This window comes from Agrobacterium sp. InxBP2 (assembly GCF_026191755.1).
GTDB classification, from domain to species: domain Bacteria; phylum Pseudomonadota; class Alphaproteobacteria; order Rhizobiales; family Rhizobiaceae; genus Agrobacterium; species Agrobacterium pusense.
Genome location: NZ_JAINDY010000036.1, coordinates 288,278 through 311,598, shown reverse-complemented (window position 1 = coordinate 311,598; position 23,321 = coordinate 288,278). Strand labels below are relative to the sequence as shown.

The 23,321-nt window shown below is 58.7% G+C and carries 23 protein-coding genes; 7 read left to right on the top strand and 16 right to left on the bottom strand.

Translation table 11 applies throughout. The annotated features are described in order from the left end of the window. Window positions 1–119: 119 nt before the first annotated feature. The 4 genes from K7A42_RS25655 to K7A42_RS25640 form a co-directional block, all read right to left on the bottom strand. Window positions 120–2,423, bottom strand: a complete 2,304-nt coding sequence (locus tag K7A42_RS25655) for a xanthine dehydrogenase family protein molybdopterin-binding subunit (RefSeq protein WP_282456120.1) — start codon at window positions 2,421–2,423, stop codon at window positions 120–122. After that, window positions 2,420–3,409, bottom strand: coding sequence for an FAD binding domain-containing protein (locus K7A42_RS25650; RefSeq protein ID WP_282456119.1), 990 nt, complete (start codon window positions 3,407–3,409; stop codon window positions 2,420–2,422). Before K7A42_RS25650 ends, K7A42_RS25655 begins: the two co-directional genes overlap by 4 nt. After that, complete coding sequence (locus K7A42_RS25645; protein WP_113381447.1) at window positions 3,406–3,939, bottom strand: 2Fe-2S iron-sulfur cluster-binding protein; 534 nt, start codon at window positions 3,937–3,939, stop codon at window positions 3,406–3,408. Before K7A42_RS25645 ends, K7A42_RS25650 begins: the two co-directional genes overlap by 4 nt. Before the next feature lie 118 nt (window positions 3,940–4,057). After that, complete coding sequence (locus K7A42_RS25640; RefSeq protein ID WP_282456118.1) at window positions 4,058–5,047, bottom strand: XdhC family protein; 990 nt, start codon at window positions 5,045–5,047, stop codon at window positions 4,058–4,060. Between the two features lie 228 nt (window positions 5,048–5,275). Here K7A42_RS25640 and K7A42_RS25635 point away from each other — a divergent pair, with 228 nt between their 5' ends. Next, window positions 5,276–5,857 carry a TetR/AcrR family transcriptional regulator gene (locus K7A42_RS25635; RefSeq protein ID WP_022563124.1) on the top strand — a complete coding sequence of 194 codons (582 nt, stop codon included), beginning with the start codon at window positions 5,276–5,278 and terminating at the stop codon, window positions 5,855–5,857. A 98-nt stretch (window positions 5,858–5,955) separates the two neighbouring features. Here the strand turns inward: K7A42_RS25635 and ggt are convergent, their stop codons facing one another. Continuing rightward, entirely contained in the window at window positions 5,956–7,713 is a 1,758-nt protein-coding gene (gene ggt / locus K7A42_RS25630; RefSeq protein WP_282456117.1) for a gamma-glutamyltransferase, read from the bottom strand. Between the two features lie 362 nt (window positions 7,714–8,075). Then, window positions 8,076–8,999, bottom strand: coding sequence for a LysR family transcriptional regulator (locus tag K7A42_RS25625; RefSeq protein ID WP_004445940.1), 924 nt, complete (start codon window positions 8,997–8,999; stop codon window positions 8,076–8,078). A 134-nt stretch (window positions 9,000–9,133) separates the two neighbouring features. Between K7A42_RS25625 and K7A42_RS25620 the strand changes: the two genes are divergently transcribed. Both K7A42_RS25620 and K7A42_RS25615 read left to right on the top strand, forming a co-directional pair. Continuing rightward, entirely contained in the window at window positions 9,134–9,907 is a 774-nt protein-coding gene (locus K7A42_RS25620; RefSeq protein WP_022563122.1) for an SDR family oxidoreductase, read from the top strand. Window positions 9,908–9,967: 60 nt separating this feature from the next. Beyond that, complete coding sequence (locus K7A42_RS25615; protein WP_035208647.1) at window positions 9,968–10,237, top strand: hypothetical protein; 270 nt, start codon at window positions 9,968–9,970, stop codon at window positions 10,235–10,237. Between the two features lie 245 nt (window positions 10,238–10,482). On the opposite strand, the gene K7A42_RS25610 is transcribed toward K7A42_RS25615, so the two are convergent. Continuing rightward, window positions 10,483–11,403: a LysR family transcriptional regulator gene (locus K7A42_RS25610; RefSeq protein WP_282456116.1), complete on the bottom strand. Its 921-nt coding sequence runs from the start codon at window positions 11,401–11,403 to the stop codon at window positions 10,483–10,485. Window positions 11,404–11,542: 139 nt separating this feature from the next. Here K7A42_RS25610 and K7A42_RS25605 point away from each other — a divergent pair, with 139 nt between their 5' ends. The 3 genes from K7A42_RS25605 to K7A42_RS25595 all read left to right on the top strand — a co-directional run bounded on the left by K7A42_RS25605 (window position 11,543) and on the right by K7A42_RS25595 (window position 15,323). After that, window positions 11,543–12,409 (top strand): pirin family protein, encoded by an 867-nt coding sequence (locus K7A42_RS25605; protein ID WP_282456115.1) that lies wholly within the window; start codon window positions 11,543–11,545, stop codon window positions 12,407–12,409. A gap of 92 nt (window positions 12,410–12,501) precedes the next feature. Beyond that, window positions 12,502–13,182, top strand: a complete 681-nt coding sequence (locus K7A42_RS25600; RefSeq protein WP_282456114.1) for a hydrolase — start codon at window positions 12,502–12,504, stop codon at window positions 13,180–13,182. 311 nt (window positions 13,183–13,493) lie between these two features. Further along, the gene (locus K7A42_RS25595) at window positions 13,494–15,323 is read left to right on the top strand and encodes a PAS domain S-box protein (protein WP_282456113.1); all 1,830 of its coding nucleotides are present in this window, start codon (window positions 13,494–13,496) and stop codon (window positions 15,321–15,323) included. A 78-nt stretch (window positions 15,324–15,401) separates the two neighbouring features. Here K7A42_RS25595 and K7A42_RS25590 read toward each other — a convergent pair whose 3' ends face one another. Next, window positions 15,402–16,484 (bottom strand): hypothetical protein, encoded by a 1,083-nt coding sequence (locus K7A42_RS25590; RefSeq protein WP_282456145.1) that lies wholly within the window; start codon window positions 16,482–16,484, stop codon window positions 15,402–15,404. A 454-nt stretch (window positions 16,485–16,938) separates the two neighbouring features. Between K7A42_RS25590 and K7A42_RS25585 the strand changes: the two genes are divergently transcribed. Continuing rightward, window positions 16,939–17,334 (top strand): hypothetical protein, encoded by a 396-nt coding sequence (locus K7A42_RS25585; protein WP_244405731.1) that lies wholly within the window; start codon window positions 16,939–16,941, stop codon window positions 17,332–17,334. A gap of 35 nt (window positions 17,335–17,369) precedes the next feature. Here the strand turns inward: K7A42_RS25585 and K7A42_RS25580 are convergent, their stop codons facing one another. The 8 genes from K7A42_RS25580 to K7A42_RS25545 form a co-directional block, all read right to left on the bottom strand. Next, the gene (locus tag K7A42_RS25580) at window positions 17,370–17,492 is read right to left on the bottom strand and encodes a hypothetical protein (RefSeq protein WP_272951095.1); all 123 of its coding nucleotides are present in this window, start codon (window positions 17,490–17,492) and stop codon (window positions 17,370–17,372) included. After that, window positions 17,492–18,202, bottom strand: coding sequence for an anti-sigma factor domain-containing protein (locus K7A42_RS25575; RefSeq protein WP_004445932.1), 711 nt, complete (start codon window positions 18,200–18,202; stop codon window positions 17,492–17,494). Before K7A42_RS25575 ends, K7A42_RS25580 begins: the two co-directional genes overlap by 1 nt. Beyond that, complete coding sequence (locus tag K7A42_RS25570) at window positions 18,199–18,741, bottom strand: sigma-70 family RNA polymerase sigma factor (protein ID WP_044459366.1); 543 nt, start codon at window positions 18,739–18,741, stop codon at window positions 18,199–18,201. Before K7A42_RS25570 ends, K7A42_RS25575 begins: the two co-directional genes overlap by 4 nt. A gap of 125 nt (window positions 18,742–18,866) precedes the next feature. Continuing rightward, window positions 18,867–19,298, bottom strand: a complete 432-nt coding sequence (locus K7A42_RS25565) for a DUF2177 family protein (RefSeq protein ID WP_112556275.1) — start codon at window positions 19,296–19,298, stop codon at window positions 18,867–18,869. Between the two features lie 73 nt (window positions 19,299–19,371). Next, window positions 19,372–19,749, bottom strand: a complete 378-nt coding sequence (locus K7A42_RS25560; RefSeq protein ID WP_244405733.1) for a DUF2147 domain-containing protein — start codon at window positions 19,747–19,749, stop codon at window positions 19,372–19,374. A gap of 27 nt (window positions 19,750–19,776) precedes the next feature. Then, window positions 19,777–21,009, bottom strand: coding sequence for an SAM-dependent methyltransferase (locus K7A42_RS25555; protein ID WP_244405734.1), 1,233 nt, complete (start codon window positions 21,007–21,009; stop codon window positions 19,777–19,779). Continuing rightward, window positions 20,996–21,814: a DUF1365 domain-containing protein gene (locus K7A42_RS25550; protein WP_244405737.1), complete on the bottom strand. Its 819-nt coding sequence runs from the start codon at window positions 21,812–21,814 to the stop codon at window positions 20,996–20,998. Before K7A42_RS25550 ends, K7A42_RS25555 begins: the two co-directional genes overlap by 14 nt. Next, window positions 21,811–23,184, bottom strand: coding sequence for an NAD(P)/FAD-dependent oxidoreductase (locus tag K7A42_RS25545; RefSeq protein WP_004445922.1), 1,374 nt, complete (start codon window positions 23,182–23,184; stop codon window positions 21,811–21,813). Before K7A42_RS25545 ends, K7A42_RS25550 begins: the two co-directional genes overlap by 4 nt. Between the last annotated feature and the right edge of the window lie 137 nt (window positions 23,185–23,321).

Genomic DNA, 23,321 nt, shown 5'->3' with positions numbered 1-23,321 from the left:
CTGTCGCTTGCAGGCGGGGTCGAGGTCCAAGCTCGACCTCGAATTTTAGCGCTCCGTGTCGGCGGCGAGCGGTTTGGACCGCGGCGGAAATGCTGAGGGCGTTGATGTTGTCGAACGCGTCAGTCGAGACCGGCCATCAGCTTGTCCAGGGTGACGGGCAGATCGCGAACACGAATACCCGTTGCGTTATAGACTGCGTTTGCAACGGCTGCGCCAACCCCTGTTATACCGATTTCACCGATGCCACGTGCGCCCATCGGCGCCTGCGGGTCGGGCTTGTTGGTGTAGAGGATTTCAATAGGCGGTACGTCCATTTGCACCGGCACATGATAATCCGCCAGGGAGGCGTTCACGATGCGTCCAGTCCGCTCATCGAAATAGGTTTCTTCGGTCAGGGCAAGCCCGATGCCCATTATGATGCCGCCTTTGAACTGGCTGGTCGCCATTTTGGGATTGAGGATCTGCCCGGCGTCGAAGGAACCCAGGAAGCGGGAGACGCGCGTCTCGCCGGTGAGTGTGCTGACGCGCACCTCGCAGAACTGCGCACCATAGGAATGCATTGAAAAAGCTTCCATTTCGGCTGGCGCTGGTGCCTCTGCCTCGCAGACGAGCTCTTCTCGACCCGCCCTCTGGAGGATCGATTGGTAGCTCTCAAACCGGCTGCTATCGTTCACATGCGATAGCCCACCATCTCTTGCCTCGACTTCAGGAAGCGACAGCCCCGCAAGGGGCGAATCATTCCCGGCAAGCTTGATCAACTCTTCCATGAAGACCTCGGTTGCGGCAATGATTGCCCCGCCTATGGAGGCGGTCTGAGTGGAGCCTCCGGCGATCACGCCTCTCGGCAGTCTGCTGTCGCCATACTCGAACGTGACATGCTCGAGCGGCAGGCCCAGTCGTGCCGCCAGGTGCTGCACCTGAGCCGTGGCGGTGCCCATACCCATGTCGTGGACGGCCGTCGACACGGTGACATGGCCGTCTGCTGTCAGCTTGATCCGGGCCGCGCCGCCGGGAAAGCGATGGTAAGGATAGGTCGCGGTGGCGCATCCCATGCCGATAAGCCATTCGCCTTCACGTCTTTGACGTGGTGTCCAGCTCCTTTTATCCCAGCCGAATTGCTCTGCGCCCTTGTCGTAAGCCTCGATGAGATAGCGCGACGAGAACGGCTTGCCGGTCGTCGGGTCCTTTTCCGGCTCGATCCGCCGGCGCAGCTCGATGGGATCCAGTTCCAATTTCTCCGCGAGTTCATCCAGTGCACATTCAAGTGCGAAAGTCCCGACGGACTCGCCCGGCGCACGCATGAAAGTATTTGCCAACATGTCCAGATCGGCGACATCCTGACCGATGCGGAACGTTCTGGCGCCATAGAGATGGCGGGCCGGAAAGGTGAATTGTTCCGGACAGGAATTGTGCGTCGTCATCGCCGCGGTTCCAGTGTGGATCAACGCATTAAGTGTTCCATCGGTCCTGGCACCCAAGGCCACGCGCTGTTCGGTTACGGTGCGACCGCCGATGATCCTGAAGACACCTTCCCGCGACAGCATGATGCGCACGGGGCGCCCCGCAAGTTTGGCTGCCGCGCAAGCCAGGATCTGATGATCCCAGAAACATTTCCCACCGAAGCCACCGCCGACATAGGGCGAGGTTACATGGACCTTGCTGATATCGAGCCCGAATATATCCGCGAGCTGGCCTGTGGTAAGGTCTAGCAGCTGGCTCGCGTCATGAACGCGCAGCTCATCATCGTTCCAGACGATCGTTGCTGCATGCAGTTCTATGGCATTGTGATTGTGGCGTGGTGTTCTGTAGATGAGATCGACCTTCACCTGCGAATTTGCAAGCGCGGCTTCCGCGTCGCCGATTTCAACAAATGGAGGCTGACCAAGCAGGTTTTCGAGTTGCCTGGGCGATTTCTTGGCTTCATCGAAGGACGTGACCGCCGGCAGCAGTTCATACTTTGCCGTGACCAACGATGCAGCGTAATCCGCCTGTTCCTGCGTTTCGGCCAGAACCAGAGCGATCGGCTGACCGTTCCAGTGGATTTCGTCGTTTTGCATGACGGGAAGATTGCTCGCCCCGGCAGCTGTCGGAGACGACATCATCAGCGACGGCGCCTTCATCCTCGGTGCGTTTCTGTAGGTCATGACGAGAATGACGCCGGGCGCGGCCTCCGCTGCACTCACATTCAGCTCGGAGATGCGACCGCGGGCAATGGTGCTGAAAGCGAGCGCCGCATAGCTGATGTTGTCATAGGGAAATTCCGCCGCAAATCGCGTCCTGCCCTGAACCTTCATGGGACCTTCGATGCGCGATATGGATTGCCCGAGGGCGCCATGTTTGCGCAGCAGCGGATCTTTCGTAACGGCAGGTTGCCAGCGACCTTGTCTGCCCGCTTCCGGCAGCGTGTGGGTATCAGCGCTCATGCGTTTTCTCCCTTCAGTTCTTCCAGAACGGCGACAATAGTGCGTTTTGCCAGTTCGATCTTGAAAGCATTGTCTCGTAAACCGACAGCGTCCGCGAGTTCGGCCTCCGCCGCAGCGCGGAAACTCTTCGCGTTTGCCGGCTGGCCTTTAAGATGCGATTCAGCCGTGAGAGCGCGCCACGGCTTGTGCGCGACGCCGCCGAGCGCCAGCCTCACGTCGTTCACGTTACCTGCGCTATCGACATCAAGCGCCGCGGCGACGGAAACGAGAGCGAAGGCGTAACTCGCACGGTCCCTGACCTTTCGGTAAGCGGATCTTTTTGCAAAAGGCAGCGCTGGGATTTCGACGGCAGTGATGAGCTCGTCCGGATGAAGTGCCGTTTCTATCTGGGGTGTGTCGCCCGGCAGACGGTGAAGATCGCGCAGCGGCAGGCTGCGCGTGCCGGATGGCCCCTCAAGGTGCACCATTGCATCCAGTGTGACGAGCGCAACGCACATGTCGGAAGGATGGGTCGCGATGCAGCTTTGAGATGCCCCAAGGATTGCGTGGTAGCGGTTGAAACCTTCCAGCGCGTCGCAGCCCGAACTCGGTTCACGCTTGTTGCAATGGGCGGCATTGTCATAGAAATACCGACACCGGGTGCGTTGGAGGATATTGCCTCCGACCGTCGCGACGTTTCGAATCTGCGCGCTTGCTCCTGCCAGGATGGCCCGGGAGAGAACCGGGAATTGGGTCCGCACCGCGCCATGGGCCGCGAGCGCCGTGTTCTTCACCCCCGCTCCGATCAGCAGGCTGCCATCGGTGCGCTGTTCGATGCTGCTCGATAGCCGCGTGACATCGATCAGCGTTTCCGGTCTTTCGACCGTCTCGCGCATGAGATCGACAAGATTGGTGCCGCCGCCCAGATATTTCGCCGCCGGCCCGGCCTGTTTGAGCGCGATCGCCGACCCAGCATCAGATGCCTGGTGATAGGAGAAGATATTCATGCCCGTGCCCTTTCATCGGTTGGGACCGCCGTCTGCTGCACCAGCGTTTCAGATATGGCTTCAACGATGCCGTTATAGGCTCCGCAGCGACAGAGATTGCCGCTCATGCGTTCGCGAATCTCGGTGTCGTCGACGGCGATGCTGTCGCTCGAAAGATCGGCGGTGACGACGCTCGGAATGTTTCGTTCAATTTCTCCCGCCATGCCGACGGCGGAACAGAGTTGGCCGGGTGTGCAATAGCCGCATTGAAAGCCGTCATGCTCTATGAAGGCTTTTTGCAGGGGATGAAGGTTGCCGTTTGCGGCGAGGCCCTCGACCGTTGTGATGTTACGGCCCTGATACTGGACCGCGAGCGCGAGACAGGAATTGATGCGCTCGCCATCCACCAGTACGGTGCATGCGCCGCATGCGCCTTGATCACACCCTTTCTTGGTGCCGGTAAATCCCAGATAGTTGCGCATGAGATCAAGCAGCGAGGTGCGGATGTCTGCCTCGACCTCCACTGCCGTTCCGTTGATGTTAAATCGCATTGGACATCTCCCTCCTCTGAAGGCCCGCGCTGGAGGATCTGTCGCGGCACCCATGGAACTCACGGTAATGGTTTGCCTGTGACCAGCCGTCGGCTTGTTGATGCCACGGTCTTCTGCTCTAGCTGTTTGTTACGTTGAGCTGTCGCGACGCTGCGATGTCGGCGATGACCGACAGCGCCAGTGACTGAGCGTCTCTTGCCCGCCCGAAAACGCCGATCGGAGCCTTGATCCGGGCGATTGACTCATCCGAATGACCCATCTGGCGCAATCGCTCGACGCGTTTCTCATGAGTGCGGGAACTGCCGAGTGCGCCAATGTAAAAAGGCGATGCGCGCAGAGCGGCCTCAAGTAACGGGATTTCCCGATCCAGATCATGCTGGAGAATTGCAACGGCCGTGTCGGGATCAATCAACGATGCATCGATGTTGGTTCCCGGCGAATCCTCAAGGAGAACAACGTCGTATCCTGCAGCTCTCGCGACGCTGACGGCGTTTTCCACTTCGAGCGAGCGCCCGGAAAAAACCGTCCGTACTTTTGGCCGATAGTGGGTGACGAAGGCATCGCCATCCCAGCCGGTCGGCTTGCTCTGGAGGCCGGGCGAAAGTTGCTCGAGACCCGGTGCATAACAAAGCGATGCGCATTGCCGGTGATCGACCTGCATGTTGGTGGAACAGAGCGGTTCAACGTTCCTGACAAGATGAATCGCAACCGTAATGCCGCCTCCGCAGGGCAGCACGATATCGAAGAACGGCGAGCCTTCGCCCAGCATGACGAAGCGATCATGGCCGCTCTTCATGGCTTGCAAGGCTTCAGCGGCGATAGCCGCTTCCGTGCATCCGCCAGAAACATATCCGCAGTACCTGCCATCCTCCGCGACCGCCATATGCGCGCCAAGCGGCCGGGACGAGCCTCCGCGTATCTCCACCAAGGTGCACAGCGCCACCTCAAGCCCTGCCTTCATGGTCTCGATGGCAAAGTTCAGGACGTCGTAGGCCCTGTCAGTGGAAAAAGCTTGCTGCGGTGTTGCCAAGATTGAGGCATCGGCACTGCGACGCAACCAATCTGCGGGATTATCGTTATGTCTGATGCTATCGGCCGATCGTGTCATAAGTGCCTCCTGCATTGTGACATCAGAATGAGCGACAGAAGGTTAAGTTCCTCAGGAACTCTGGAGTTGTCGGGAGCTCATCAGCGCCAATCGTTGATTTCAGCATGACATCCGCCTCATATCTGATTTAAAGAAGCGAATGGCGCACCCATAAACGGAGGCGCCTCCGTTTAACTTAGTGGCTTGCAGTCGTCCGTCAAGCTATTTTTTAATGGAGCGGCCTTTCACGTGCCCAAGGAGCAAACGCCTCCGGTTGAACCGGCCCCTTTGCGTGCAGACGCCCGGCGAAATCGGGAAAAGCTGATTGAAGTCGCGGCGCTGGCATTTTCAGAGCAGGGCGCGGCGGCTTCGCTGGAAGATATTGCCAGGCGTGCAGGCGTTGGCATAGGGACGCTGTACCGGCACTTCCCGACGCGCGAACATCTGGTGGAGGGCGTCTATCGGCGCGAGCTGGAAATTCTTGCGACGGCCGCGCGCGACCTGATCCGGGAAGAAGAGCCCGCGAAAGCCGTTGAAGAATGGATGAACCGGTTTGTTAGCTACATGGCGGCAAAAAGGGGCATGGCCAACAGTCTGAAACTCCTGTTCACCTCCAACTCCGCCCTTTTTGCGGAGGGCTCGAAGCTGTTGCATACGGCGTTCGAGGAGCTACTCGACAATGCCGTCAAGGCTGACGCCGTAAAGGGAGACATCGCAGGTGCGGATGTCCTGAACGCGCTCTTCGGCATCTATTCCATACCGGAAGGGCCGGATTGGCGTGACCGCGCGCACAGGATCGTCCGGCTGGTCATGGATGGGCTGCGGCGTTAGTCAGGTATCCAGATCATATGGGAGGTGTCGGCTCGTGCCTGTAATCTTGGCGGATAGACACCCTCCACGCTGTTCTGGTGCTCGTGGCCGTGACGCATTCACTCTCCGACAACGGCTCCCTCGCGCCGGGGATCGGCGCTGCCGGCCAACCACTTGGGGGTCATCTCAATGGCATGCAAACCGGAATTCATTTCACCCGGTTTTACCTCGTAACCCAGCGCCTTGAGCGATCCCACCAGATCTTCTGCGCTGGTGCCGGCCTCGACATCGTATGTGCCGAACCGGTTGATGAGATGTGGCTGGGCGACGATCGCCTCAACGGGCATGCCCCAGTCAATGTAGGCGATCAGCGCCTGTGCCACATAGCCGATGATCTGGCTGCCGCCGGGTGAACCAATGGCGAGCAAGGGTCTTCCATCCTTCATCACGATAGTCGGGGCCATCGACGAGCGCGGCCGTTTACCGGGCTCAACGCGGTTGGCGACCGGCAGGCCGCCGTCGTGAGTCTTGAACGAGAAGTCTGTCAACTCGTTATTGAGCAGGAAACCATTCGTCATCAGACGCGAGCCGAAGCCGTTTTCGATTGTCGTCGTCATAGAGACCACATTGCCGTCCTTGTCGGCAATGACAAAATGGCTCGTAGAGGGCAACTCGAGCGCGGCATCCCGGCCCAAAAGGAGCGCGTGGTCCCATTCAGGCTCGCCGGCCTTGACGGCATCCTTGGCCAACGCCTTGTCGCCATCGAGCAGCTTTGCCCTTTCGCTTAGGTAGCTCTTGTCCAGCAGGCCCTTGATCGGCAGGGGAACGAAATCGGCGTCAGCGACATAACGCTCGCGGTCGGCAAAGGCGAGGCGTTGCGCATCGCCGATAATGCGCCAGCTTTCGACATTCTTCGGCCCCAGGCTCTTCAGGTCGAAATTCTCCGACAGGCCGAGTATTTGACCGATGGCGACGGCACCCGAAGACGGCGGTCCCATCCCGCACACATCAAGAGCGCGATAATTGAAGCAGACCGGTGCGCGCTCGATCACACGATAGTTGGACAGGTCGGTCAGCGACAAGACGCCCGGATTGTCGGCGGCTTCGCGCACGGTCTTGACGATCGCCTCGGCGATTGTCCCCTTGTAAAAAGCGTCGGCGCCGCCTTTGGCAAGCACGGCAAGCGTTTCGGCATAGGCCGGGTTCTTCAACACGGCACCGGTTTGCAGGGCGGCCCCTGAGGCGTCGAAGAAATATGACCGGGCTTCTGCATATTTCTTCAGCCGGTCGCCCTCCGAAGCGATGAGGGAGGCAAGACGCGGTGATACTTTGAACCCCTCGGTCGCCAGCTTTTCGGCGGGCTTCAGAAGGCTCGCCCATTCCGCTTCTCCATACCGTTTATGGGCTTCCTCCAGAAGTCGCACCGTTCCCGGCGTGCCAACGGAACGGCCGTCAATGACTGCGTCCAGGAATTTAAGCGGCTGACCTTTATCATCCAGGAAGAGCTTAGGCGTAGCTTCCCGTGGCGCCGTCTCGCGGCCGTCCAACGTCGTCAACTTGCCGCTTTTTGCATGGTAATAAACCAGGAAGGCACCGCCGCCGAGACCGGAACTCTGCGGTTCGACAAGGCCCAGCACGGTCTGCACCGCCACCATCGCATCTATGGCGTTTCCGCCCGCTGCGATCACCTCGCGTCCCGCCTCAGCCGCGAGCGGATTGGCCGCGGCGACCATGAAGCTCTTTGACTCGACACGTCTGGCAGTTGCAGCTCCCGTCGCTTTTTCGGGCGCGACAGTGTCAGAGGCCTGCTGAGCGGAGGCAATTGCGGTGGAGAGCACCAAAGCGAGGACAGTCCCACCGAGAAATCTCGTTTTCATTAGCCTTGTCCTCCAGGGCGGCGCACCGCGTTAACATGAGAAGAGCATCCAGCTGAGCCGGCAGGCCAGTGAATCCCATAATGGCCGAGGCAGGGATGGTTGCCCGAACTTTCTCTTCGCTCTCGGAAGAGCCGGCCTCTGCCCGTGACGCCATTCAGTGACGGACCGTAGCGTCGCTCTATTGCTGCACTATGATGACTGTTTCGGCCTGTGTCCATCATGCCGGAAGGTGACACATCCGTTGAGGGCGCGTCATGGAGCCTCCGCCGCCAGCATTATCGCGGTGGTGATTTGCCTGGGTGTCAGTTGTCTTGCGTGATCGGTCCGCTGGCGGACAATCTCATTTTTATCTCGGTCCCAGGTCAATCCTCAAGAAGAATGGCGTCGCTCAGGAGCTCCCGTTTAAGCAGTGCCTCCAACCAGTCTATGAAGACCTGCAAACGATGGGAGAGGTGCTGCCTGTGTGGATAGAGCAACGCCATGGGCAAAGATTGGGCCCTGTAATCCGGCATCACCTCGATGAGGGCGCCGTTTTGCAAGTGATCTCGGACGTCGTAGGCAGGTATCTGAATAAGACCCATTCCTGCCAGACAACATGCAATATAGGCCTCTGCACTGTTGACCGTCACGCGGGCACGCATAGACATCGAGCGAACGGTGTCGTTTTCCAGCCATTCCCAGCTTTCAATTCTCCCCGTGGAAGGAGATGCGTAGTTAATTGCCCAATGTTGCGACAGATCGTCCGGGGCGAAAGGTGTGCCATGCGCGGCAAAATAGGCTGGGCTGCCGACGTTGATGAGTGGCAGCCTGCCTATCTGTCGCGCGATCAAACCGGAGTCGGTCAAGGCACCGACCCGCAAAACACAATCCACACTCTCTTCAATGAGATTGACTGCGCGGTCGGTAACCCCCAGCTCGATATCGATCAAAGGGAATCGATGAAGGAAATCCGGCAAGGCGGGCGCGATTATCAACCGGCCGATCCGGCCCGGAACGTCGATCCTCAGCCTGCCCGATGGCCGTGAGATGGTTTGTCGGAAGATGTTCTCGGTGTCCTCGACATCCGAGACAATGCGCTGGCACCTCTCGTAAAAAGCCAACCCATCCTGCGTTGCTGAAACCTTGCGGGTGGTCCGGTGCAGCAGGCGGGCGCCGACGCGCGCCTCCAGTTCCAGAACGGCAGCCGAAACCGTAGACCGTGGCAGGCCGAGTGTGTCTGCTGCACGTGTAAAGCTTGAGCACTCCACAACGCGGGTGAACACACGAAAGAGGTCGATGCGATCCACAAGAGCCTCAGATTGTGCGGGGTTTCAAACAAGTGAAACCAGAATGGATGACTTTATCACGAAAATCCAGACGATACTCTGGCTGGCGACGGCGGACGCAGATGCGGCTGCCCATCTGCAAAAGGAGGCCATCCATGACCGATCACAGCATCAAGGGTAAAACCGTCATCATCGCCGGGGGCGCCAAGAATTTGGGCGGGCTGATAGCGCGCGATCTCGCCTCACACGGCGCAAAAGCAATCGCGATCCATTATAACAGCGCTGCCACCAAAGGGGAGGCGGATGCAACAGTGGCCGCAGTCAAGGCGGCCGGTGCCGAGGCAGTGGCATTGCAAGCCGACCTGACAACGGCGGGCGCCGTCGAAAAGCTGTTCGGCGAGGCTGTCGCTGCCATCGGCCGCCCTGACATTGCAATCAACACGGTGGGTAAGGTCCTTAAGAAGCCAATCCTGGAGATATCTGAAGCCGAATATGATGAAATGAGTGCCGTCAACGCGAAAACCGCATTCTTCTTCATCAAGGAAGCCGGCAGGCACCTTAATGACAACGGCAAGCTGGTAACGCTGGTGACCTCATTGCTCGGCGCTTTCACACCTTTCTATGCGAGCTATGCCGGCACCAAGGCGCCGGTCGAGCATTTCACCCGCGCAGCCTCGAAGGAGTTCGGTGAGCGCGGCATCTCGGTCACGGCGATCGGGCCCGGCCCGATGGACACCCCGTTTTTCTATCCCGCCGAAGGAGCGGATGCCGTCGCCTACCATAAGACCGCGGCGGCGCTCTCCGGTTTCTCCAAGACGGGACTTACCGACATCGAGGACATCGTCCCCTACATCCGTTTTATGGTCTCGGATGGTTGGTGGATGACGGGCCAAACCATTCTCGTCAACGGCGGCTATACGACCAAGTAACGACTGGGGGAACGGGCTTCAGCGCCCGTTCTCGCCTGCGAGGCATGAAAGGTTGGCATCATGCATATGATGTTGGTGATTCTGGGCGGCATTGCCCTGTTCGGTGTATTCTGCCTGTTCGGTTGGCTGTGGGGCGAGGATTCGGCAAGTGTGGCTGTCGCCGCGAAAGCTTTCATTCCCCTCTGGCTTGCGATGGCGCTGGTTAATATGTGGGTGGGCGTGACCAAAGCGGGTTACACGGTGATGCAGGAACTGCCCATCTTCGTGATTGTCGTCACAATACCGGCTGCAACAGCTGCGATCGCTGTATGGCAAATCGCAAGGGCGTGACACGTAGCGGCACGTGGCTGCCGGTTCGGCGCACGATTCCTTATCTTGCGTATGGTTGGCGCGGGCGACAATAACGCCATTCCATTCGGTCGGCGGAACTTGATCGATAGCTGCAAGCGGCATCCAGGCAGCAGTCCAAAGGTGAGGATCGGGAGAAACTGATACTGGATTGGGGCCGTTTGACCGTTGACTACGCAACGTGCGCAGAAACCAGCGTGCACGTTCAACGGTCACCTGTGCGGGGTTCACGGTAAAATTTGCTGTCTCTCGAAAGCCGAAAGTCTTGCATATTCATCCGCCAGAAAGTCCAGAAGCGCGCGCACGGATGGCAGCAGCCCGCGCCGTGAAGGGAAGGCGGCATGGATGATGCCGCTTCGTGGCGCCCAGTCTGGAAGGAGGTCGATCAGCCTCCCCATCGCCATATCCTCCCTGATGACCATGGTGGGAAACTGGCAGACACCGATGCCCCGGAGTGTGGCAAGCCGCAGGGCCACCATGTCGTCGGTAATCAGCAGCGGCTGATAGGGAATGGCCGCGGAGGCGCCATTGGGACCAAGCAGGTTCCATTCGAAACTGCTGTGGGATGAACCCCAGGCAAGGCCGGGCATGTTGACGAGATCGGCCGGAATGGTGATGTGTGATTTGACAATGCTGGGGCTTGCGACCAACCGCTGTTCGCTTTCCGCCAGCTTGCGGATGACGAGATCGCTGTCTTCAAGCGGAGGGAAACGCACCCGGATGGCAAGGTCGAAACCCTCGCGGATCACATCCACCCGTCGGTTCGTGCTTTCCAGATGGACTTTCACTTTGGGAAATTCGGCCATGAAGCGGGCGATCATTTCTCCAACCTGAAAATAGATCACCGATGCGGGACAGCTCACCCGCACCGTGCCCTGCGGTTCCGCTCGCCGGCGGTCGATCACTTCCAGTGCCGCTTCCGCCTCCACCACCATCGCTAGACAATGGCGGTAAAATTCCTGGCCGATTTCGGTAACTGCAAACTGCCGGGTCGTGCGCTGCACCAGCCTCACGCCGAGATTCTCCTCCAGCAGGCCGATGCGGCGGCTCAGCCGCGAGCGGGGGACGTCCAGTTTCCTTGCGGCGGCCGAAAAACCGCCCTGTTCCACAACGTCGACGAAGAGGCGCAGATCGTTCAGATCGGGCATGGTACGGCCTTTAATTGTCCTGTTTTCAGGACAGTATATCCTGATTTCCGATCTACCGGCCAGTTTGTTCCAGAATTATTTTGCTCTCACACGATCACCAGCGGCCCTTCGCAAAGAGAAGGGCACTCAGGAGACAATGATGAGACAGGTTCTTGGCGTTTACAGCAGCACATCGCCGCATTGGGTCGGGGACGGGTTCCCGGTCCGCTCCATGCTTTCCCAGATGACCCAGGGCGAACATATCAGCCCCTTCCTGCATCTTGATTATGCCGGACCGCAACGGTTTGAGCCTGGTAGCGCGCCGCGGGGCGTTGGCGCCCATCCGCATCGCGGGTTCGAAACAGTGACCATCGTCTATCAGGGCGAAGTGGAACATCGCGACTCGACCGGAAGCGGTGGTCTGATCGGCCCGGGCGATGTCCAATGGATGACCGCGGCTGCGGGTATCCTGCACGAGGAACGTCATTCCCGTGCCTTTACGAAACAGGGCGGTACGCTGGAAATGGTGCAGCTCTGGGTGAACCTGCCCGCGAGGGACAAGTCCGCGCCGCCCGCTTATCAGACCGTACTCGACGGGGATATTCCCGCCGTGGTGTTGCCTGCCAATGCCGGAACTGTTCGTGTCATCGCCGGCGAGTATGCTGGACACAACGGACCGGCGCGTACTTTCACGCCGATCAACGTCTGGGATCTGCGTCTGAAGCAGGGCGGACTCGCGAGATTCGATCTGCCGGAGGGCCACAGCGCCGGTCTTGCCGTACTTCGCGGAACTGTCACCGTAAATGGGACACGATCGGCGCGAGACGCCCAGTTCGTCATGCTTGATCGCGAGGGAGGCGGCTTCGACATCACCGCCGACAGCGACGCGACGGTGCTTCTGCTGAGCGGTATGCCACTTGGCGAGCCGGTTGCGATGCAGGGGCCGTTCGTCATGAACACGCCTGAGGAATTGCGCGAAGCCTTCGTGGATTTCCGAGCCGGAAAATTTGGCGGCATTCCTGCATGAGCCATTCCCGCGGCTTTGCAAGGGCCGCGGGCCTTATCGGGGCAAGTGATTTCCTTCCCCAAGTCCATGCTTACCAACCAAGGAGACTTGAAATGAGTACACCAGCCAATTTTAACGGCCAGCGGCCTGTCATCGATCCCGATGATGCGGTGATGCTTTTGATCGACCACCAGAGCGGTCTGTTCCAGACGGTGGCGGATATGCCGATGCCTGTTCTGCGCAACCATGCCATAGCACTTGCCAGAATGGCGACGCTGACGAAGATGCCTGTTATCACCACGGCATCAGTACCGCAGGGGCCCAACGGTCCGCTGATCCCGGAAATTCATGAAAATGCACCACATGCGCAATATGTGGCGCGTCGTGGCGAGATCAATGCCTGGGACAATCCGGATTTCGTCGCCGCCGTCAAGGCGACCGGTCGCAAGACCCTGATCATTGCCGGTACCATCACCAGCGTATGCATGGCCTTTCCAGCCATCAGTGCCGTTCAGGATGGCTACAGGGTTTTTGCCGTGGTCGATGCATCCGGAACCTACTCCAAGATGGCCCAGGAAATCACTTTGGCCCGAGTCGTTCAGGCGGGTGTGGTGCCAATGGACACCGCCGCGGTGGCTTCCGAACTTCAAAAGACGTGGCACCGGGACGATGCCCAGGAATGGGCGGAAGTCTACACGAAGATCTTCCCTCCCTATCAGCTTCTGATCGAAAGCTACATGAAGGCGCAGGAAGTCGAAAAGAACAACGAACAGCTCGATTCACAACGTGGCTGATCGCAAAGGGCAAAAGGGCGGCGGAGTCTGCGCCGCCCTGCATTTCATCTCGTTCCTTCATGCGTGTATTCATGCAGGGCAGGGAGACGGTCCAGTGACACACCAAAAAGGACTCTGGATTGCAAGAGTCAGGCGGAGGTGATCGGGGGTGGGCCGCTCGGATTGAGATATATGGGGCTTTGATTGAGATACGATCGGCCATTATGACTTTCGGCTGATATCGACGGTCAGACACAGGAAACATGCCGCAACCGTGACAGACACTTTGCTCGCACCCGAAAGTTCTATAGGCTACTTCTATAAATCCTCAGGTGGAGATCGTCGTCCTGGACAAGGTTAACACGCTCGCAGTTCCCGTATCCAGCCTCCTCGACACAGTGGACTGGGCATCAGGGCCACTTGGCCCGAAATCGGAATGGCCTGCCTGTCTGCATGCCGCCATCGGCATCATGCTTCCCTCACAGGCGCAGATCGTGATGTTCTGGGGGCCGGAGTTTGTCGCGTTCTACAACGACGCCTACGCGCCAACCATAGGCAACAAGCACCCACACGCATTCGGCAGACCCGCTCGAGAACACTGGAACGAACTCTGGGATGACCTCGAGCCGCTGTTGAAGCGCGTCCTTGCGAAGGGAGAAACGGTCGCCGCAAAAGACAGGCCATTTTATATCGAAAGACACGGTTACCCCGAAACGGTGTACTTCGACATTTCGTATTCTCCGGTCGCGGATCAGGACGGCACCGTGCGTGGTGTGTTCTGCATCGTCAACGAAACGACCGAGCGGGTGAAGGCGGACGCGGCTTTGCGAGAGAGCGAGGAGCGTCTAAGGGCCATCTTCGCGCAGTCGGCCGCTGGCATAGCCCTCGGCGATCTGACCGGAAAACTCCTCAGCGTGAACGATCATTTCTGTCGGATCGTCGGTCGGCCGAGGGACGAGCTGATCGGCATCCGCATGCAGGAGATTACGTTTGCCGACGATCTTCCCGAAAACCAGCGCCTGTTCCAGCACATGGTTCAGACCGGTGAAAGCTTCGAGATAGAAAAGCGCTACGTCCGTGGTGACGGAAGTCTGGTGTGGGTCGCGAACTCGGTCTCCGCAATCCGCGATGACGGGGGAAACATGTCGCAAGCTGTCGCCATTTCGGTCGATATCGGCGAGAGACGACACGCGCAGGAGATCGAGAAACACCTCGCATCGATGATCGCCTCTTCCAATGACGCGATTATGGGCATCGATCTCGATATGAAGATCACCAGCTGGAACGCAGCTGCGGAAAAGCTCTATGGTTATTCGCAGGATGAAGTCGTCGGCCGGTCGGTGCTGATGTTGGTGCCGGATGGGAGGCAGGAAGAGGAGCCGAGGATCCTCACGGAGGTCAGGGCAGGCCGTTTCGTTGAACCCTACGAGACGCAGCGTCGTCGAAAGGACGGGCGGCTTGTCGAGGTGCTTCTCAGCGTGTCGCCGATCCGCGACGCCAACGGACGTGTTATAGGCGCCTCCAAGACGGCGCACGACATCACCGCCCGCAAGGATGCAGAGCGGCTGAAATCCATTCTCGTCAATGAACTCCATCATCGCGTCAAGAACGTCCTTGCGACTGTGACGGCAATTGCGAGACAAACGCTTGGTCGCGACAAGGCAAACCACGAGGAGGTGGAAGCCTTCACCAGCAGATTGACGTCGCTGAGCAGAGCGCAGGACCTGCTGGTGCACGCCGATTGGCAGCACGCAGATCTCAAGGCCGTCATGCAGCAGGCCTTGTCACCTTATCCCGTCGACGCCTTTCAGATTGGCGGGCCTAGCGTTCCCTTGCCCCCGAGAGCGGTCGTGTCACTTTCCCTTGCTCTCCACGAACTGGCGACCAACGCGGCAAAATACGGTGCACTGTCCGCGCCTGGCGGCCAGGTATCCATCTCGTGGCAATTCGAGCCTCTTGCAGACAACCGCCTGCGGATTGTGTGGGAGGAGCGAGGGGGGCCGGAGGTTGCTCCGCCCCGGCGCAGGGGTTTCGGTTCGACTCTCATTGAGCGGCTTCTGTCCGCCGAATTGAAGGGCGAGACGAAATTCGTCTACGAGAAGAGCGGTGTGATCTGCGTCATTGAGGCGGAAATGTCGAAGGATGATGATGGCGCGGCGTAATGAGGCCGAAGAGCGCGGAATGGCTTATGATCGGGGCCCCGCCCGAGACGGGCGGGACTCGTTTGCAGATATGAAGGGCTATCTCCTGTAGGCGAGTCCGCCCCAGATTCTTCCTTCATCCCTATGTCGACCACCGTGAACAGCGCCGATGTAAGCTGCTGCAGAGGACACGATTGCTGAAGCCGCCAATAAAAATGCGGTCAGAATGCCGGTGATTCGTGCTTTCTCCGCAACGTCAGCCGCCTGCCTCTTGGCATCCTCCAGCGCTTTCTCTGCCTGCGCCTTCATTTCGTCGACGCGCTTTTGGGCCTCATCGACTTTTTGCTGCGCTTCCGTCCGTACGGCCTGCACCCGCTCCACCGTCTGATTGACCCTGTTCTGGGCATCGGTCTGGCTGATGCCGGTACGCGTAGCAATCTGTGTCGTGAGCCAGTTTCTGTCAGCGTCGGAAATTTCGCCTGTCGACAGCAGATTTCCCAGGATGCCGCTTATTTGCCGCTGGTAGTCACCGACGGTTTGATCGGCCTGCGGCGACGCTGCCTGTCCGTCCATTCGCAACAGCGTATCAGTAAAATAATCGAGCGGATTGGCCCTGAGGCCCTGCGGAAGCATCTGCTCAATGCTGGGCGCTGCTGCCTGCCCGGCCCCTTGCGCGATACCGCCAGCGGCACTGCCGGCTCCTGAAACGATTCCCCCGGCGACCTGTCCGACGCCTTGCGCCGCTCCACCAACCGCCGTTCCGGTTGCCTCAATTGCTGTCTGGGCGGCGCTTCCAACAGCTCTTGCACCACCTGAAATAACGCCCAGGGCCAGGAATGCCGAGACGACCGTTCCAATCCCCCAAACCACCAGCCCATTCAGGCCGTCACGAACGGTCAATTCGTTTCGGTCCGCCTGCCCTGCGGGTCTGCGCATCCGGCCGGTGATGTAACCGCCCAGCATGTAAGAGCCGACCATAGAAACGACCACGAAGAGGCCGGTTATGATCAGCCAGACTGAACTGATCTCACCGCCATTGTCCGCCGAGATTGAACTCAGTCCCAATCCGCTGGCAAACGCGGTGAGAACCGCCATTGCCCCGGAGGCAATAAACGCACCGGCAAAAATGGCAGGCCAGTCGACGTAGCTCCGATTGGCGTCAGTAACGATTGGATCAACCATTAGCGTAACCCCAACAGTGAGAGAATGAACAGGACGACCACGACCAGCCCGACTAGGTAAATGATAGAGTTCACGGTATCTCCTCCGAAAGGGGGCAGATTCTCCGCATGGCGGATGACTGCATGCTGTGGGAAATGCGAGCTTCATTGCTCGTGAACCAAACTCGTCGCGCTCAAAAAAGTTTCACCCCCGATCGCCGTCGCTGGCAAATCCGGATTCAAGACCGATTCCCTGTCTGCGATGTGTCTTGTCTCGCGTCGCCGGCCTCTAAAGAACCTTCGACAGTTAGACCCATTGTTGGCGGCGTCTGAGGAGGCGCGGTCCCGGTGTTGTGCGATAGCTGAAGCAAGTGTTCGCAAGACCCACCGGCCAGGGCTTTACGCGACGCAAAGCAATCATTCGTCCTGGAACATCCGAGAGAGGCGCGGGTTAGATGCTGATCAAGGAGGCTTCGATGAACCAAAATACCTTTCAACAACATGGCAGTTCTGTTCCCGCGGCATCAGAGGGCAACGGACAGCCGAACCCCGCGGGTGTCCAGCCGCAAATCTCCGACGCTCCCCTCGTTGACGCGGCGCTTGCAGAGGTAGCGGAGCGCGATGACAGCCTTGCAGCGCAATTGAGCGATGAGATAAACGCACTGCGCGCCGAGATCGACAGTTTGAAAGTCCGTGCTGGCGAAACCGCTTCACGGGCTTTGGTGTCTGTAAATGCGGTTGCCCGGATCAATCGCCGTGCCGCACGTAGCGCGATCGGCAGAAGTCCTTGGGCTTCACTTTGCCTTGCCGCGGGTGTAGGTTACGTGTTGGGCTGCAGCACGTTGCGAAAAGACGGATGGCGGTGGCGGTAAAATTGAGAACGGCCGCAGCAGCGCGGCGTTTCGCTTCAGATACGGCGGATCACCCTTGCCAGTCCTGGGTTCTGCGCCATGCTGGACAAGGGAACCGCATTTTTCTTCTCCGGCGGCAGCATGACAATACCATGGCTGGAGACGGCCCACTGGGGCATCAACCCCACCGGGCGGTGCCGACAGCAATGACCGGACCGGTTGCCTGACCGGTCGGTGAACCACCGAATGGTTCGACACTGATCGCGAAAGTCGTACCTTCCTTTATATTGCCACGCATGTCGGCGGGAATGACGAGGTCGCCATTCGTGCCGGGCTGGAAAACGCCGAGCGAGCGGGTCTTGCCGCCGTCCATGACGAGCCACAGTTCCAGTGACTTTTCGTCCGTCTTTCCGGTCGCCACGGGAACGATACGCATTCGGCCCGATTCCGCGTCGTAGGACGCGAGGAGATTGACTTGGCTGTCGGTTGTCGCAAGCTCGGCCACAAGCGGGCTTGTGCCGTCCCGTTGTTCCGGGAACGCGGCATAAACGACGGCAGCCACGGCGGTTGCGCTGGTGGCTACGGATATCCAGCGCCAGAAAGATGCGGAGTTCCACAAGGTGCCATTCGTGTTGACCGCTCTGCTGCCGAACAGACGCTCTTGAATACGGGCAAGAATAGCGGCGCTGGGCGTCTCTTCCTGGTAATCGGCGTTAAAGTCTGAAAACTCGGTCTCCCAGCGCTGCACCAGTTGCGCGAAGACCCTGTCCTCCTGGATACGCTGTTCCACTTCGCGGCGCTTTTCAAGCGGCAGGACACCGAGCACATATTCGCCTGCGAGTATTTCATCGCGCGAGTGCATTCCGCCGCTGTGGTCGCCCGTCGTCATCGCTGCATGCACTCTCTGAGTTTGAGAAGACTGCGCCGCAGCCAGGTTCTAACCGTATTCAGTGGCACGCGTAATTCGTCGGCGAGTTCGAGATAGCTCAGACCCTCGACATACGCCCGGCGTATTGCCTGTGCGTGCACAGTCTCAAGTTCCCGCATGCAGTCGTCGATCCTGCGGCCTTCATCCGCCAGAACAACATTCTGTTCAGGATCGCGAACGCTTTCGTCGACGAGGTCATATGCCTCGTCAATGTCATCGCCAGCAGGTCTGCGGGCGCGAATCGTGTCTATGGCGTGGTTGCGCGCGATGGTGGCGAGCCATGTCGCCGGTTTGCCGGCACTAGCGGCAAATGTGCGGGCGCGCTGCCACACCTTGATATAAATTTCCTGCAGCGCCTCCTCGGCGTCCGTTCTGTCCCGCAGGATTTTCAGGCAGATCGCAAAAAGCTTCGGGCTTGTTGCCTGGTAAAGCGAGACGAATGCTGAACGATCACCCATGCCGACGCGGTGGATAAGGCTTGCGATCTCTGTGCCCTGCATTCGAACCTTCCTTGCTATTCTTCCTTTATAGGATCGTCTTTCGAAGGAAGACAAGAGATGCTTGGGAAGTTCGTTCCGGACACGCCCTGTGATCATCGGGCGCAGGCCGCAGGAGGCGACGGTCATCATGGCCAGCCTGCCGAGTTTTCCAACGGGCCAATGATGCGTACCGTGACAAGAAAGCCGATGACGGCCGCTGCCGCGGAGACGAAGGTGCCCCACAGCAGATCGGCAACGGTCAGGGTCGTCGACCAGCTTTTCAGCGTCGCCTGATTGGTCAGATCATATGTGGCATAAGCCATGAAGCCCACGGCAGCGCCGTAAAGCAGCGCCGTGCTCCATTGTCCCGAAATAAGTGCCGGACGCACGGCGAGAAAAGTAAGGCCGGCGGCGTAGATGAGATAAAAGATGAACGCCGGAGCGAGACGGAAATTTTCCGCCAGAAGATCGCCGATGGCCGGTCGATAAAGTCGTGACGCCATGGTGCTCAACCAGATGAAATCGATCACCAGAAAGGCAACCAGGGTGAAGAAATAGGCGGCAAGATATGTCTTCATCGATTTTTTCCTTTGCCATTGATCAGGCGACTTTTTGGTCTGGTTGACGAGAGAGGGAGGATCTGGGACGTGGCTAGTCGATCCTGGTCCAGCTTATGCCCTTGCACAGCAGACCGGCGATGATGCAGCCTTTCGTAGTCATGTTGTTGCCTGCCACCGTCACCGTTATCTTGTAGGATTTATCCCGCTGTGGGTCGAAGGCCGTGCCGGTGTAATTGCCCGTCTCGCCCGGCCTGATGTCCATGATCAGGCGATCGCCGGTCTTTTCTTTCTGGGTGCCGGGTTTGATCCATGTGTTTGTCGCACATATTTTCTCGCCGCAGGGAGCGATCAGCACTTTCGCCTTGCCGTCGCCCCGCGCCCAGTTGCCGTTGATATCGGCTGCGGTCGCACTCGTTCCCACCAGCACCGGAGACAGGGCGGATACAATTGCCAATCCAAGTATCTTCATCGTGGTTCTCCGTTTTTTTGTCCCGCCTCATCCGTGTTCTATTGTGTACAGCCCGACATTAATGGTTCCCTCGGCAAAACCTGCTTCGCAGTAGCAGAGGTAATAGTCCCACATCCGCCGAAAGCGCTCGTCGAAGCCGAGCAGGGAAATAGTCTGCCACCGGGCATGGAAACGCTGGCGCCATTCCGCCAGTGTGAGCGCATAGGACTGGCCGAAAAGCTCCTTTTCCGTGAGTTTGAGGCCGGCTTGCCCCACGGCTTTTTCCAGAGCTGAATCGGAGGGCAGGAAGCCGCCAGGAAACACGTATTTCTGAATGAAATCGGCCTTGCGCCGATACGTATCGAAGCGGTTTTCTTCAATGGATATGATTTGCAGCACCGCCCGACCGCCGGGTTTCAGGCAGCGCTTCAGCGTCCCGAAATAGCTTGGCCAATAGGCTTCGCCGACAGCTTCAAACATTTCCACGGAGACGATGTTGTCGAATTGACCTTTGACGTCGCGGTAGTCCTGCAGCTTCAGTTTGATCCGGTCAGCCTTGTCTGCTTTTTCCGCAGCATTTTCCGCCCAGCGCAACTGGGAGGGCGACAGGGTGATGCCGGTCACGTTGGCATTGTGCTGCGTGGCGAGGTGGATGGCGAGCGCGCCCCAGCCGCAGCCGATTTCCAGCACATCCTTGTCGCCGGTCAACTGCAACTTTTCCGCAATACGCTCGAGTTTCTTCTGCTGCGCTGCCTCAAGGGTTGGTGTCATCAGGTCGAAAATCGCCGATGAGTAAAGCATCGAGGGATCGAGCCATTGCCGGTAAAACTCGTTGCCGAGATCGTAGTGCGCCTCGATGTTGCGTCGGCTGCCACGTCTGGTATTGGCGTTCAGCCCGTGCGCAAGCCGGTTGATGAGGCGCATGGGCAGGCTGCCGCGCATTGATTTCGTGAAAGCATCACGATTTTGCGCGGCGAAACGGATAAGCGCGGTCAGGTCCGGTGTGGACCAGTCGTTCTCAATGAAGCCTTCCGCAAAGCCAATATCACCATTGACGAACAGACGGCGGATTGCCCGCCAGTTATGCAGAACGAGAATGGCGTCGATGCCTTCCGATGTCCCCGATTTTTCGATGGTTCCGCCGCCGGGGAGGGTGATGCGCAGCCGGCCGCGGTGAATATTGTTCAGCAGCCGGGTGATGAGCCATGCGCCGGGGCCCATACGGCCGCTGACGCGGGTGTTCTGCACCGGTAATTCCGAGAGATTGTCAAACGGGGTCATGAATTCTGGCCTCGATTTGCGACGATGAAGGGTGAACGAAGGATATTGGCTGTTCCGGTGGCGGCGGGCGCTTTCTCAGCCCCACCCCCTTCAGCCAGATTTTCAGCGCTTCCCAGTGAATGCCGAGAACGACTTTCAGGGTCAGGAAAGGAATGGTGACAAAGGCTCTCAGCAAGGCTCGATCGGTCAGTTCGATCCTTCGGGCAAGATGCCGGGCGGTCAGGACGGCGCCATCATCGTCGAATGTTTCAATGACGATCTTCAGCCTCTCCCCAGGCGGGATGACGCGGAAAACATAGTGAAGGTCCATGTCCATGAAGGGCGAGACATAAAAAGCCTTGTCACAGCGCTGTACGATCTCCGCGCCCATGCCGGACTCTACGGGGATCAGATAGGAATGCCGTTGGCCGAAAGTGTTGTCCACTTCCCAGAGGATGGCTTTGAGTTCCATGTCGCGGCCATGGCAGAAGAACACGCTGAGCGGATTAAAGGACCAGCCAAGCAAACGCGGCATGGTAAGCAGGCGCACCGGCCCTCCATCCGCCGTCATGCCCGCCGCCGTCATTGCCGCATCTATCTGCTGGCGCAGCCCAAGCCCGCTGCCGTTGCCGCGGTCCCTGCGATGAAATGAAAACAGGTTGAACCGGTCCACCGAGAAAAACCGCAATTTCCGGTCCAGCGTCTCCAACTCATCGAGATCGAGAAACAGCGAATAGATTCGATAGTCCAGTTTGTGGGTTTTCGGCTTGAACCGGGCGTGGGTGACATGGCCAGGGAAAAGCGCAGAGACGAGGGGAGGCTTCATGCCGTCGCCTCCATGGATCGCGTGTCCCTGGCAATCGTCTCTAAATCGAGGCGGATGATCCGGCCGCTGTCGTCCGCCACCTTCCATGGGCGGGACAGGCCACCGAGATCTTCAGCGACGGCAAGCCCAGCCTGGAGGCCGTCTTCATGAAAACCGGAACCGAAATAGGCGCCGCAGAACCAGGTGTTTCGCAAGCCCTGTAAGGCCCATAGTTCCTGGCGCATCTGTTCGGTTCCGGCGTCAAAGACGGGGTGGTGATAGGTCTCTTCGGCGATGATCTTTCCTTGATGCGGTTCCCGCACCGGGTTCAAGGTCACGAAAATATCCTCGGCTTCGCCGAGCGGCTGGAGCCGGTTCATCCAGTATGTGATGCTGGGCTGGCCCGCTTCGGTGCGCGTGTCGGCCACATAATTCCAGCTTGACCAAGCCGCGCGGCGGCGCGGCATGAAGGTGTTATCAGTGTGAAGCACGGCCCGGTTTCGCGTATAACCAAAGGCACCGAGAATGCGCTTTTCGACACGTGTCGCATCCGCCAGCAAGTCCAGGGCCTGATCCGCATGCGTCGCGATGACCACGTCATCGAAGCGGGCAATCTCACCCTGCGCAGTTGTAATTTCGACGCCGTGCGGCAGGCGGCGAATACGCGTCACTGGCGTTGACAGGCGAATTCTGTCTGCAAACGGTGCCGTGAGGCGTTTTACATATTCGCGCGAGCCACCAACGACGGTGCGCCAGACCGGCCGGTTGCGCAGCAACAGCAAACCGTGATTGCGGCAGAATTTGATGAAATGCGCCGCCGGATAACGGCCTACTTCCATGGCCGGTGTGGACCATATCGCCGCAGCCATCGGGTAGAGATGATCGTCGCGGAACGCTGCGCCGTAGCGATTACGCGTCAGATAATCGTCGAGGGACATGTCAGCCATCGAGTGCAGGTCACGCGGGGCGTTGCGATAAAATCGCAGGAGGTCCGCAAGCATCGACCAGAAGCGGGGTTTTAGAGCATTTCTCTTCTGTGCGAGCAGGCCAAACCCGTTTCCGCCGGAATATTCAAAGCCGCCATTATCAAGGGAAACAGCGAACGACATGTTCGAGGCTGCGGTCGGCACGTTCAGCTTTCGAAAAAGCGCGGTCAGATTGGGGTATGTCCAGTCGTTATAGACAATGAAACCCGTATCGACATGGATCGGGCCATTCTTCGTATCGAATGTCACCGTGTTGCTGTGGCCTCCGACGCGGTCTGCCGCCTCGAAGACCGTGACATCGTGCCTTTGCGACAAGAGCCAGGCTGCTGACAGACCGGAAATTCCCGTTCCCACTATCGCGATGCGGCGCCGGTTGTCTCGTCGCATTGTTTCGGTGTCGGTCATCGATCCTCGCTATCGCATTGTAGAAATTGTCTTTGGACAGCGCAGATACGAAGCAGCCGTCTGATAAGTTTCAGCGGCAGGCGGTTTTTCGAATTTTTTTCGAACCCTGAAACTCTTTTGCTGGTTAGGCCGTATTT